Origin of the sequence: Asanoa ishikariensis (assembly GCF_900107455.1) — a bacterium.
Taxonomy (GTDB): domain Bacteria; phylum Actinomycetota; class Actinomycetes; order Mycobacteriales; family Micromonosporaceae; genus Asanoa; species Asanoa ishikariensis.
Genome location: NZ_FNQB01000002.1, coordinates 1581886 through 1594562 on the forward strand (window position 1 = coordinate 1581886; position 12677 = coordinate 1594562).

At 70.6% G+C, this 12677-nt stretch carries 10 protein-coding genes; 9 read left to right on the forward strand and 1 reads right to left on the reverse strand.

The window, feature by feature from the left end:
- Nucleotides 1-13: 13 nt before the first annotated feature.
- A complete protein-coding gene (locus tag BLV39_RS21820) occupies nucleotides 14-940 on the reverse strand; it encodes a hydroxymethylglutaryl-CoA lyase (protein WP_239083793.1) in 927 nt (308 codons plus the stop codon).
- A gap of 194 nt (nucleotides 941-1134) precedes the next feature.
- Here BLV39_RS21820 and BLV39_RS21825 point away from each other — a divergent pair, with 194 nt between their 5' ends.
- The 9 genes from BLV39_RS21825 to leuC are packed head-to-tail and all read left to right on the forward strand — an operon-like array spanning nucleotide 1135 to nucleotide 12556.
- Entirely contained in the window at nucleotides 1135-1797 is a 663-nt protein-coding gene (locus BLV39_RS21825; RefSeq protein WP_090795752.1) for a GntR family transcriptional regulator, read from the forward strand.
- A complete protein-coding gene (locus BLV39_RS21830) occupies nucleotides 1794-2996 on the forward strand; it encodes a CaiB/BaiF CoA transferase family protein (protein ID WP_090795756.1) in 1203 nt (400 codons plus the stop codon). Before BLV39_RS21825 ends, BLV39_RS21830 begins: the two co-directional genes overlap by 4 nt.
- A 16-nt stretch (nucleotides 2997-3012) precedes the next feature.
- Nucleotides 3013-5061, forward strand: coding sequence for a hydantoinase/oxoprolinase family protein (locus BLV39_RS21835; protein ID WP_090795759.1), 2049 nt, complete (start codon nucleotides 3013-3015; stop codon nucleotides 5059-5061).
- 3 nt (nucleotides 5062-5064) lie between these two features.
- A complete protein-coding gene (locus BLV39_RS21840; protein WP_090795761.1) occupies nucleotides 5065-6927 on the forward strand; it encodes a hydantoinase B/oxoprolinase family protein in 1863 nt (620 codons plus the stop codon).
- Nucleotides 6924-7550 carry an isochorismatase family protein gene (locus BLV39_RS21845; RefSeq protein ID WP_090795764.1) on the forward strand — a complete coding sequence of 209 codons (627 nt, stop codon included), beginning with the start codon at nucleotides 6924-6926 and terminating at the stop codon, nucleotides 7548-7550. Before BLV39_RS21840 ends, BLV39_RS21845 begins: the two co-directional genes overlap by 4 nt.
- The gene (locus tag BLV39_RS21850; protein WP_090795767.1) at nucleotides 7547-8491 is read left to right on the forward strand and encodes an ABC transporter permease; all 945 of its coding nucleotides are present in this window, start codon (nucleotides 7547-7549) and stop codon (nucleotides 8489-8491) included. Before BLV39_RS21845 ends, BLV39_RS21850 begins: the two co-directional genes overlap by 4 nt.
- 25 nt (nucleotides 8492-8516) lie before the next feature.
- The gene (locus tag BLV39_RS21855) at nucleotides 8517-9683 is read left to right on the forward strand and encodes a sugar ABC transporter substrate-binding protein (RefSeq protein ID WP_090795769.1); all 1167 of its coding nucleotides are present in this window, start codon (nucleotides 8517-8519) and stop codon (nucleotides 9681-9683) included.
- Between the two features lie 6 nt (nucleotides 9684-9689).
- Complete coding sequence (locus BLV39_RS21860; RefSeq protein WP_090795773.1) at nucleotides 9690-11156, forward strand: sugar ABC transporter ATP-binding protein; 1467 nt, start codon at nucleotides 9690-9692, stop codon at nucleotides 11154-11156.
- Nucleotides 11156-12556, forward strand: a complete 1401-nt coding sequence (leuC, locus tag BLV39_RS21865; RefSeq protein WP_090795776.1) for a 3-isopropylmalate dehydratase large subunit — start codon at nucleotides 11156-11158, stop codon at nucleotides 12554-12556. Before BLV39_RS21860 ends, leuC begins: the two co-directional genes overlap by 1 nt.
- Nucleotides 12557-12677: the final 121 nt, after the last annotated feature.

Consider the following 12677-nt stretch of genomic DNA (forward strand, 5'->3'; position numbering starts at 1 on the left):
GCGGCTCGCACGGTCAGAGCCTCCGTTCCGGTGAGAGGCCGGCGGGGAAGTCGCCCGCCCGGCCGAGCAGCGCGGGTAGCACGATGCCGAGCTCGCCGCCGATCAGAGTCGCCGCCGAGACCAGGGCGGCCAGGTCCAGCCCGGTGGCAATGCCCGAGCGGCGCAGCGCGTACGCCAGGTCCTCGGTCGCGATGTTGCCCGTGGCCGCGGGTGCGAACGGACAGCCGCCGATGCCGCCGGTGCTGCTGTCCAATGCGGACGCGCCGAGGGCGACCGCGGTGAGCGCGTTGGCGTACCCCGTGTTCCGGGTGTTGTGGAAATGGAAGCGCAACGGCAGGTCGGTGACCGCGCGAACCTCGGAAACCAGGCGCGCCACGTCGCCCGGCACGCCGACGCCGATCGTGTCGGCCAGCGCGATCTCGTCAGCGCCGGCAGAAGCACACGAACGCACCAGCGCACCGACCGCCGCCGGGTCGACCTCGCCCTCGAACGGACAGCCGAAACTGGCACCGACCGTCGCCGTGACCCGTAATCCGGCGGACCGCGCCCGCGCGCTGATCACCCCGAACGACCGGACGCCTTCGAGAACCGACATCCCCTGGTTGCGTTGGCTGAACGTCTCGGTGGCGACGACCACGACGTTGACCTCGTCGACGCCGGCCGCCAGCGCGCGGTCCAGGCCGCGTTCGTTGACGACCAGTCCGATGTAGCGCACCCCGTCGCCACGCGGGACCCCGGCCATCACCTCCTCGGCGTCCGCCATCTGCGGCACCCGTTTCGGGTGCACGAAGCTGGTCGCCTCGATCCGTCGTGCGCCGGCCGCGACCAGCGCTTCGATGTATGCAATCTTCGCTGCGGTGGAAACAAGGGTGCGCTCGTTCTGCAGCCCGTCGCGCGGGCCGACCTCGACGATCTCCACGGCGCTCCCCGCAGCGTCCACCAGGGGACGTTCGGAAGGCATGGCTCTGTCTAACACTCTCGGCACATGTATGCAATCGGCAAGATTTATTGGTTCGGGCCCTTGTCTGAGCGGCTCGGCATCGACTAGATGTATGCAACATGACCGCAAGGCGCCGCGAGGCGTCAGCATCGCGACGGCTGAGGACGCTAAGCGGCAGGTGAACGGAGGCCACTTTGACGGCAGCTAGTGACCGCGCGGTAGACCAACTTCGAGACCGCATTCTCGGCGGGGAATACATCCCTGGCGAGCGGCTCGGCGAGGTGGATCTGGCGGAGAAGCTGGGCGTCAGCCGGACCCCGGTCCGGGAGGCGTTGCGTCGCCTGGCGGCGGAAGGACTTGTCGACATCACGCCCAACAAGGGCGCTCGGGTGATCGACTACCCGCGGCAGGACCTCGAGAAGATCTTCGAGATCCGGGCGCACGTGGAGGGTCTGGCCGCCCGCAGCGCGGCCGAGAGCGCGAGCACGGCCGACATCGACCGGCTCGACGAGCTCGCCACGGTGCTCAAGGAACGGTCCGAGGCCGGTGATCTCGACGAGGTCTACCGCCTGAACGCCGCGTACCACGCGACGCTCAACGGCCTGTCCGGCAGCGCCGTGCTGATCAGCACGGTCGGCCACCTGATCCACAGCGCCGTGCTGTTGCGCACGCTGCACTCGTTCGACCCGGCGGCGCGGCAGCGCAGCGTCAACCACCACCTGGAGATCGTGGCCGCCCTGCGTGCCCGGGATCCGGACTGGGCGGAGGCCGTGATGCGCGCGCACCTGCTCTCGGCGCGGGCATCGCTGCTCGGTGCCCGCCGCCGCGAGGAAGAGAACCTTGAGGAGAACGCATGACCGAACGCACCATGCCACTGAGCGACGTCCGCGTCGTCGAGCTTGGCCAGCTCCTCGCCGGCCCGTTCTGCGGCCAGTTGCTCGGCGACTTCGGGGCCGAGGTCATCAAGCTGGAGGACCCGCGCAAGGGCGACCCGATGCGGCAGTGGGGCCGCGAGAAGCCCTACGGCAAGTCGCTGTGGTGGCCGGTGGTGGCCCGCAACAAGAAGTCGGTCACCTGCGACCTGCGTACGCCGGAGGGCCAGAACCTGGTCCGCGAGCTGATCAAGCATTCCGACGTGCTGCTGGAGAACTTCCGGCCGGGGACGCTGGAGCGCTGGAACCTCGCGCCGGAGCAGCTCTGGGAGATCAACCCGCGGCTGGTGGTGACCCGGGTGACCGGCTACGGCCAGTCCGGGCCCTACGCGCAGCGGGCCGGCTTCGGCTCGATCGGCGAGGCGATGGGCGGCATCCGGTACGTGACGGGTTCGGCCGACGAGTCGCCGTCCCGGGCCGGGATCTCGCTGGGCGACTCGCTGGCCGCCATCCACGCCACCCTCGGCACGCTGGTCGCGCTGCACGAGCGGGAGCGGTCCGGCCGGGGCCAGGTGGTCGACGCCGCGATCTACGAGTCGGTGCTGGCGATGATGGAGTCGCTGCTGCCGGAGTGGCAGATCGCCGGCTACCAGCGCGAGCGCACCGGCCCGGTGCTGCCGAACGTGGCGCCCAGCAACGTCTATCCCACCAAGGGCGGGGAGAGCGTGCTGATCGCCGCCAACCAGGACACCGTGTTCGGGCGGCTGGCCTCGGTGATGAGCCGACCCGAGCTGACCACCGACGAGCGGTTCGCCACGCACAGCGCGCGCGGTGAGTACATGGCCGAGCTCGACGCGCTGATCGCGGACTGGACCGCCGACCAGGACCCGGACGAGCTGCTCGAGGCCCTGCACCAGGGTGGTGTGCCGGCCGGCCGGATCTACCGGGCCAAGGACATGTTCGCCGACCCGCACTTCGCGGCGCGGGACGCGATCGTCAAGCTCGCCGACCAGGACCTGGGCGAGATCGCCATGCAGAACGTGTTTCCCAAGCTCTCCGCGACACCCGGACGGGTCCGATCCACGGGACCGGCGCTCGGGGCGAGCAACGACGACATCTACCGCGGCCTCCTGGGCCTCGGTGACGACGACCTGAGCCGGCTGCGGGCCGCCGGCGCCATCTGAGAGAGGAGCAACGAGCATGCGCTACCGACTCGGCGTCGACGTCGGCGGTACGTTCACCGACGTCCTGCTGATCGACGAAGATAGTGGGACCTCGTTCCGCGCCAAGACCCCGTCGACCCCGCAGGACCAGTCGGTCGGCGTGCTGACGGGGATCGAGAAAGTCTGCGCCGCCGCGGTGACGTCGCTGGACTCGATCGAGCAGGTGCTGCACGGCACGACCGTGGCCACCAACGCGATCCTCGAGGGCAAAGGCGCCCGGGTCGGCCTGGTCACCACGGCCGGCTTCCGCCAGGTGCTGCAGATCGCCCGCTCGTTCGTACCCGGTGGCCTCGCGGGTTGGATCATCTGGCCCAAGCCGGAGCCGCTCGCGCCGCTGGAGCACACGGTCGAGGCGGTCGAACGGATCGGCGCCGACGGCGAGGTGATCGTCCCGCTCGACGAGGACGACATCCGCGCCAAGCTGCGCAAGCTCCGCGACGACGGCATCCAGGCACTGGCCATCGCCCTCATCAACTCCTATGTGGATGGCCGGCACGAGGAGCGGGTCGCCGCGATCGCCGCCGAGGAGCTGCCGGGCGTGCCGATCTCGGTGTCGTCCCGGGTGCTGCCCGAGCTCCGCGAATACGAGCGGACCATCACCACGGTCGCCAACGGGTACGTGCAGCCGCAGGTCACCACGTACCTGGAGAACCTGCTCAACAAGATCGACAAGAAGCTGTACATCCTGCGCAGCGACGGCGGCCTGGCCAGCGCCGCGGCCGCCGCCGCGAACCCGGTCTCGCTGCTGCTCTCCGGCCCCGCCGGCGGGGTGACCGGCGCGGTCTGGGCGGCCGACCAGGCCGGCTACACCGACCTGCTCACCTTCGACATGGGCGGCACCTCGACCGACGTGGCGCTGGTCGAGAAGGGCCTGCCCCGGGTCGGCCGGGAAACCCGCGTCGGGGATCTCACGGTCCGCTCGGCGTCGGTCGACGTGCGCACGGTCGGCGCCGGCGGCGGCTCGATCGCACACGTTCCCGAGCTGACCAAGGCGTTGCGCGTCGGCCCGCAGTCCGCAGGCGCCGCGCCCGGCCCGGCGGCGTACGGCGCCGGTGGCCTCGACCCGACCGTCACCGACGCCAACGTGGTGCTCGGCTACCTGCCGACCGAGCTCGCCGGCGGCGAGATCTCGCTGGACCGCGCCGCCGCCCGCACCGCCGTGCAGCGGGTGGCCGACGCGATGGGCCTGCCCAGCGCCGAGGCGGCCGCCGCCGGCATCGTCGACATCGTCAACGAGAACATGTTCGGCGCGCTGCGCCTGGTCTCGGTGCAGCAGGGGTACGACCCCCGGGACTTCGCGCTCGTCGCGTTCGGTGGCGCCGGTCCGTTGCACGCCAACGCGCTCGGCAAGCTCACCGGCGCGTGGCCGGTCATCATCCCGCCGTCGCCCGGCGTGCTCTGCGCCTACGGCGACGCGACGACGAGCCTGCGCGACGAGGCGGCCCGCACCTACATCCGGCGGTTCTCGGAGCTCTCCGACGACGAGCTGCGCGGCATCTTCGAGGACCTGGCGGAGTCGGCGTCGGCCACCGTCGAGGCCGAGGGCGTGGCCCGGGCCGACCAGACGATCACGTACCAGGTCGACATCCGCTATCACGGCCAGGGCTTCGAGATCACGGTGCCGGCGCAGGTCAAGGACTTCGACGGTGCGGGTGCCGGGCTCGCGGCCCTCGGTGCGGCCTTCGACGCCGAGCACGAGCGGCTGTTCTCGTTCCTGCTCAAGAACGAGCACGAGCTGGTCAGCATCCGGGCGGCGGTCTCCGGGCCACGCCCGTTCGTGCAGGCGACGACGCTGCCCGAGGGCGGCACCGACGCCACGGACGCGGTGCGCACCACCACCGACGTCTACGTCGACGGCGCGACGGTGAGCGCGACGGTGTACGACCGGGCCAAGCTGCGCGCCGGCAACGTCGTCACCGGCCCGGCGATCGTCACCGAGATGGACTCCACCACGCTCGTGCTCCCCGGCCACGCGGCCACGGTGCACCCGAGCGGCAGCCTGCTGATTCGACCCGTGGGGAATTGATCAATGGCCCAGATCATCCAGACCGCGACCGAGCCGGTCACCAAGGTCGACGTGGACCCGGTCACGCTCGACATCATCGAGAACGCGCTGCGCAACGCCCGGTACGAGATGGACGAGGTGCTGTTCCGCACCGCGCTCTCGCCGGGCATCCGGGAGCAGCACGACGAGTTCCCACTGATCGGCGACCCGGACGGCAAGATGGTCGTCGGCCAGTTCGGCCTGTCGATCCCGGCGCTGCTGGACGGCTACGACGGCACCATCGCCGAGGGCGACGTGCTGCTGACCTCCGACCCGTACTCGTGCGACGGCGCGATCAGCCACGCCAACGACTGGCTGGTCGTCATGCCGATCTACGTGGCGGGCCGGGTCGTGGGCTGGGCCTCGATGTTCGGCCACATGTCCGACGTCGGCGGCAAGACGGTCTGTTCGATGCCCACCGACGCGCACACCATCTTCGAAGAGGGCGTCATCATCCCGCCGTTCAAGCTGTACGACGGCGGCAAGCTCAACGAGGACGCGCTGCGCGTGATCCTCAACCAGGTGCGCCAGCCGGACTGGAACCGCGCCGACCTCAACGGGATCGTGGCCGCCTGCCGCACCGCGTCCCGCCGGATCCAGGAGCTGTGCGCCCGGTTCGGCGTCGACACCTACGTCTCCGCCCTCGACGCCCTGCTGGACCGCAACTACCAGGCGATGAAGGCGCTGCTGGGCATCGTCTTCGAGGACGGCGAGACGATCAGCTTCACCGACTACATCTGCGACGACGGTGTGGGCAACGGCCCCTACCAGCTCACCCTGTCGCTGACCCGGACCGGCGAGAAGGTGCTGCTGGATTTCACCGGTAGCTCCGCCCAGTCGCCCGGCCCGATCAACTACTACATCAACGAGAACCTGGCCCGGATGTTCTTCGGGATCTACATGATCACCGTGGCCGATCCGCAGATCCTGTGGAACGACGGGTTCTACCCCCTGGTCGACGTGAAGATCCCGGACCACTCGTTCTGGAAGCCGGACTTCCCGGCCGCGCTCAACGCCCGCAACCACGGCGTCGGCCGGATCTTCGACCTGTTCGGCGGCCTGCTCGGCCAGAAGAACCCCGACCTGCTCAACGCGGCCGGCTTCTCCTCGTCGCCGCACTTCATGTACTCGGGGAACTACGCCGACGGCGAGCGCGCGGGGGAGTGGTTCCAGCTCTACTCGATCGGCTTCGGCGGCATCCCCGGCCGCCCGATCGGCGACGGCCCGGACGGGCACTCGCTCTGGCCGTCGTTCGTCAACATCCCCTGCGAATACCTGGAGTCGTACTACCCGCTGCGGATCGAGACCTGGGAGACCGTGGCGGACACCGGCGGCGCCGGCCTGCACCGCGGCGGCAACGGCGTGGACGTGGCCTACCGCTTCCTCCAACCGGGCACCATCGCGATCCACGACGACCGGTGGCTGACGTACCCGTGGGGTGTCAACGGCGGCGACCCGGGCGCGCGCGGTCGCAAGTGGATCGACCGGGCCGACGGCGGCCGCCAGATCCTGGCCAGCAAGGTGCACGACGTGGCCGTGGCCAAGGGCGACGTGCTGCACTTCGTCACCTGGGGCGGGGGCGGTTGGGGCGACCCACTGGCCCGTGACCCTGAGCTCGTCGCGCTGGAAGTGCGGCGGGGCCTGGTCACGCGCGACGGTGCGGCCAGATACGGCGTCGTGCTCATCGGGTCTCAAGTGGACAGCGATGCCACCGAAGAACTGCGGGCCCGGCTGCGCGAAGGCCGCCCGGAGAAGGCGCCCGTGTTCAACATGGGTCCGCCGCTGGAAGAGATCCTGGCCAACTGCGAGGCCGAGACCGGCCTGCCCGCGCCCAGGATGCCGGCGTGACAGAGCTCGACGACGACTACGCGGGCGCCGGTTTCGGCCGGCCCCTCGACTGGGGTGAGAAGCCGGCCGTCCTCCTGATCGACATGGTGCGGGCCTACTTCGAGCCCGACGCCGAGCTCTACATGGGCAACCGTGACTGTCTGGACTCGGCGGCGCGCGTGGTCTCGGCCGCGCGGGCCGCCGGGGTCCCGGTCATCTACACCCGGGTCGTCTACGGGCCGGGCGGCATCGACGGCGGGCTGTTCTTCAAGAAGGTCGGCGCGCTGCGGCACTTCGTGTCCGGCTCCGGCAGCGACCTCGGCGAGATCATGCCGGACGTCGCGCCGGAGGCCGGCGACCTGGTCATCACCAAGCAGTACGCGAGCGCGTTCTTCGGCACCACGCTGACCGCGACGCTGGCCGCCAACCGGATCGACACGCTGGTGATCTGTGGCGTCAGCACGAGCGGCTGCGTGCGGGCGACGGCGGTCGACGCGATCTCCAACGGGTACGTGCCGATCGTGGTCCGGCAGGGCGTCGGCGACCGGGATCCCCGGCCGCACGAGGCGAACCTGTTCGACATCGCCGCCAAGTACGGCGAGGTCTGGGACGAGCCCGCCGTGACGGAACGGCTCGCGCGGTGAAGACGGTCGAGAAGTACGCCGTCCTGGTGGTCTGGGCGCTGATCATCGGGTTCTTCTCGTGGCGCTCCGACGCGTTCGGCTCGACCTCCACGGTCAAGCTGATCCTCAGCACCCAGACCGTCATCCTGATCGCCACCCTCGGCGTGATGGTGTCGCTGGCGGTGCAGGAGTTCGACCTGTCGATCGGCTCGGTGGTCGGCTTCGGCGGCTGCATGGTCGCGGTCCTCGACGGCGTGCACGGCTGGGCACCCGGCCCCGCGATCATCGTCTCGGTGCTCGTCTGCGCCGTGTTCGGCATGCTCAACGCCGCCCTGTCGGTGCTGCTCGGCATCCCCTCCATCATCGTGACGCTGGGCACGGGCACGCTGCTGACCGGCATCACGCTCGGCATCACCGACTCCAAAGTGGTCACCGGCATCTCCGTCAAGACGGTCCGGTTCATGACCGACCCGTTCCTGTTCGGCATTCCGGCGCCGTTCTATCTCGGGCTGCTGCTCTGCCTCGTCGCCTGGTTCGTGCTCCAGCACACCCCGCTGGGCCGGCGGATGGTCTTCATCGCCGAGAACCGCGAAGTGGCCCGGCTGGCCGGCCTGCGGGTGACCCTCATCCGCGCCGGCGCACTCGTCGCCACCGCCACCCTCGGCGGCCTGGCCGGCATCGTGCTCGCGGGAACCAACAGCGCGGCGAACCCGCAAGCTGGTTCCTACTACCTGCTGCCCACCTTCGCGGCCGCGTTCCTCGGCTCGACCACGATCGTGCCGGGCCGGTTCAACGCCTGGGGCGCGTTCGTCGCGGTCTACTTCCTCACCACCGGCATCACCGGACTTCAGTATCTGGGCTATGCCGGCTGGCCGGAGCAGGTGTTCTACGGCGGGTCCCTGGTGGCCGCCGTGACCCTCAGCCACATCGCCGGCCACCGGCGGATGCCCAGCGTCGCTTGACTCTTCACCCCCCTGGAGCACATCAATGGCACGTAGATCAGCGCACGTCAGAGCAGGTGTCGCGTTGGCGGTCGTCGCGTTGCTGGCCGCCGGCTGCACCGACGAGGAGGCCCCGGCCACCGCCGCGGCGCAGACGACCGGCCCGGCCGTCACCGACTCCGCCGCGGGCATCGCCGAAGCCCAGAAGATCATCGACCAGTACCGCAACCCGCCCGCCTGGCAGGGTCCGAACGACCCGGTGCAGATCGGGGCGCTGTCCGGCAAGAAGGTCACCTACATCAGCGTCTCCAACTCGATCCCGGTGCTGAAGTACTGGTCGGACAAACTGACAGGGCTCCTCCAGCAGTACGGTGGCGTCCAGATGACCGTCATCGACGCCAAGGGCTCGGTCGACGAGGCCAACAAGGGCTTCGAGCAGGCCATCGCGCAGAAGGCCGACGCGATCGTGTTCCAGGCGCTGCCGCCGGCGCTGTTCCAGGCCCAGATCACCAAGGCGAAGGCCGCGGGCATCAAGGTGATCAGCGCGAACACCGGCGTGCCGGGCAAGGTCGACGGCGGCCAGGACGCCGAGATCGGCTTCGACTACGTCAAGGTCGGCCAGCTCATCGGCGACTGGATGGTGGTCGACTCGAAGGGCAAGGGCAAGGGCCTGGTCGTCAGCTCGGACGACGTGCCGGCGTCCCAGCCGCAGGCCCAGGCGACGGTCGGCGAGGTCAAGCGGCTCTGCCCGGAGTGCGACGTGTCCATCAAGGACGTTCAGATCCCGCAGTGGCAGACCTCGGTGCCGACGCTGTTCCAGACCACCATCAACAGCGACCCGGACCGCAAATACCTGCTCCCGCTGTACGACGGGCAGGCGTTGCCGGGCCTGGGCGCGATCCGCACCGCCGGGGCGGGCGCGAAGGTGACCGTCGGCGCGTTCAACGCCACGCCGGGCATCGTGGAGCAGCTCAAGGACCCGGCCAGCGGCCTGAAGCTGGACATCGGCGGCCACAACGAGTGGTGGGCGTACGCCGCCGCGGATCAGATCTTCCGGGTGCTCAGCGGCGCCGCACCGATCTCGAACTACCAGATCGGCCTGCGCATCTTCGACACCAGCAACGCCAACCTGATCCAGGGCAGCGACGAGTTCGCCTGGTACGGCGCCAGCGACTACAAGACGAAGTTCCCGGCACTGTGGACGAAGAACTGATCTGCCATGACTAACGTGCTCGAGCTCACCGGGGTGTCGAAGACGTTCGACGACATCCGGGTGCTGCACGACGTCACGCTCGCGGTGGGGCCGGGGGAGATCCTCGGCCTCATCGGCGAGAACGGGAGCGGCAAGTCCACGCTCATCAAGATCCTGTCGGGCTACCACGCCGCCGACCCGGGCGCGGAGATCCGGGCCGGCGGGATGGCCTTCGTCCACCAGGATCTCGCGCTCGTGGCGTCCATGACGGTTCTGGAGAATCTGCGCATCGCCCGCTTCAGGACCGGATTCGGCTGGCGGATCCGTTGGTCGACCGAACGCGCCGGCGTCAAGCGGTTCCTCGACCAGGTCGGGCTGGACGTGCACCCGGACACCCGGGTCGGCGACCTGTCGGTCACTGAGCAGGCGCTGGTCGCCGTCGCCCGCGGGCTGGCCGACATCGACGAGACCGGCAATGGGCAACGGCTGCTGGTGCTCGACGAGCCCACGGCGTACCTGCCTCGGGACGGTGTCGAACGGCTCTTCGGCGTGCTGCGTGACCTGACCGCGCAGGGCGCCTCCGCGGTGTTCGTCTCGCACCGGCTCGACGAGGTGCGCGAGCTGTGCGACCGGGTCGCCGTCCTGCGTGGCGGCGAGCTCGTGGCGACCGTCGATGCCGCCGACAAGACCGAGCGGGACCTGCTGGAGCTGATGCTCGGGCGGTCGGTCGAGGACCTGTACCCGGACACCGCGTCCCCGGAGGGGGAGCCGTGGCTGACGGTCGAGGGTCTTGGGGGCGGTGCGTTGCGAGAGCTGTCGTTCACCGCCCGGCCCGGCGAGATCATCGGCTTCGCCGGCCTGCCCGGGTCCGGCTACGACGAGGTGCCGTACCTGCTGACCGGCGCGCGGCGGGCGACCGGCGGCACGGTCCAGCTCGACGACAGATCGGTGTCGGCGGCCACGCTGCGGCCCCGTGCGGCGATCGACCTCGGCATGGCGCTGCTGCCCGCCGACCGCGCGCGGGCCGGTGGTGCGGCCGCGCTGACCGTGCGCGAGAACCTGACCTTGCCCAGCCTGCCGGCGTTCACCCGGTTCCGTTCGGTGGTCAGCCGCGGCCGGGAACGGAAGGTGGCCATGGAGCAGTCGCAGCGGTACGCCGTCACACCGCGCCGCCCGGAGTCGGCTCTGCGCTTCCTCTCCGGCGGCAACCAGCAGAAGGTGCTGCTGGCCAAGTGGATGCTCGGCGAGCCACGGGTCCTCGCGCTGCACGAGCCGACGCAGGGCGTCGACGTCGGCGCCAAGCGCGAGATCTTCGCGCACCTGTCGGCCGCGGCGGCCGCCGGTGCGGTCGTGCTGCTGTCCACCGTGGAGCACGAGGACCTCGCGCACCTGTGCGGCCGGGTGCACGTGCTGCGCGGCGGCCGCTGCGTGCGGGTCATCGAGGGTGGCGAGCTCACTCCCGGGCGGCTGGCCGAGGCGGTGTACGCGAGCTGATGGCCGACGTGCTGGCACGGAAGATCTGGGACGCGCACCTGGTGCGGCGGACGGCGGGCGAACCCGACCTGCTCTACGTCGACCTGCACCTGGTGCACGAGGTGTCGTCGCCGCAGGCGTTCGACGGGCTCCGGGCGGCCGGGCGGCGGGTCCGCCGCCCGGAGCTCACCCTCGCCATGGAGGACCACGCGGTGCCCACCGAGGGGCTGCGCATCGTGGATCCGATGGCCCGGGCCCAGGTCGAGGCACTGCGCCGCAACTGCGCCGAGTTCGGCATCCGGCTGTTCTCCCTGGGCGACGCCGACCAGGGCATCGTGCACGTGGTCGCGCCGCAGCTCGGCCTCACCCAGCCCGGCATGACGATCGTCTGCGGCGATTCGCACACCTCGACACACGGCGCGTTCGGCGCGCTGGCGTTCGGCATCGGCACCAGCGAGGTCGAGCACGTGCTCTCGACCCAGACGCTGCCGCAGCGGATGCCGCACACGATGGAGGTGCGGGTCGACGGCCGGCTCTCGCCGGACGTGACCGCCAAGGACCTGATCCTCGCGATCATCGCGCGGGTCGGTGTCGGCGGCGGCGCGGGCCACGTCGTGGAATATCGCGGCACGGCGATCGAGGCGCTGTCCATGGAGGCGCGGATGACGCTGTGCAACATGTCGATCGAGTTCGGCGCGCGGGCGGGAATGGTGGCGCCCGACGAGACCACCTACGCCTATCTGGCCGGACGCCCGCACGCGCCGACCGGGGTGTTGTGGGAGCGGGCGCTGGAACACTGGCGCGGCCTGCGTACCGACGATGACGCGGTCTTCGATCGGACCGTCGCGTTGGACGGCGCGTCCGTGCGGCCCTTTGTCACGTGGGGCACGAACCCGGCCCAGGCGGTGCCGGTGTCCGGCGTGGTACCCGCACCGGACGAGTTCACCGACCCGCTGGTCCGCTCCGCGGCCGAGCAGGCCCTGCGCTACATGGAGCTGACCCCGGGCACCCCGCTGCGCGACATCGCCGTCGACACCGTGTTCCTCGGCTCGTGCACCAACGGCCGGATCGAGGATCTGCGCGCCGCCGCCGAGGTGCTGCGCGGCCGGCGGGTGGCCGACGGGGTGACGATGCTCGTCGTGCCGGGCTCGATGAAGGTCCGCGTCCAGGCGGAAGCCGAAGGACTCGCCGAGGTCTTCACCCGGGCGGGCGCGCAGTGGCGGGCGGCCGGCTGCTCGATGTGCCTGGGCATGAACCCGGACCGGATGGCGCCGGGCAGCCGCAGCGCGTCGACGTCGAACCGCAACTTCGAGGGCCGCCAGGGGCCGGGAGCGCGTACCCACCTGGTGTCGCCCCTGGTCGCCGCCGCGACCGCGGTCACCGGCAGGCTGACCGCCGCGGCTGACCTCGAACCGGCCTGACTTGGCCGGATCCGGCCACCCTGCCCGGACGCTCTGGCGGGAGCGCTGCGCCGACTCCTAGGTTCTGCGCAACCAACGGTGTTCAGCCGAACACAAGCCGCATACTGCCGTCCATCATTGA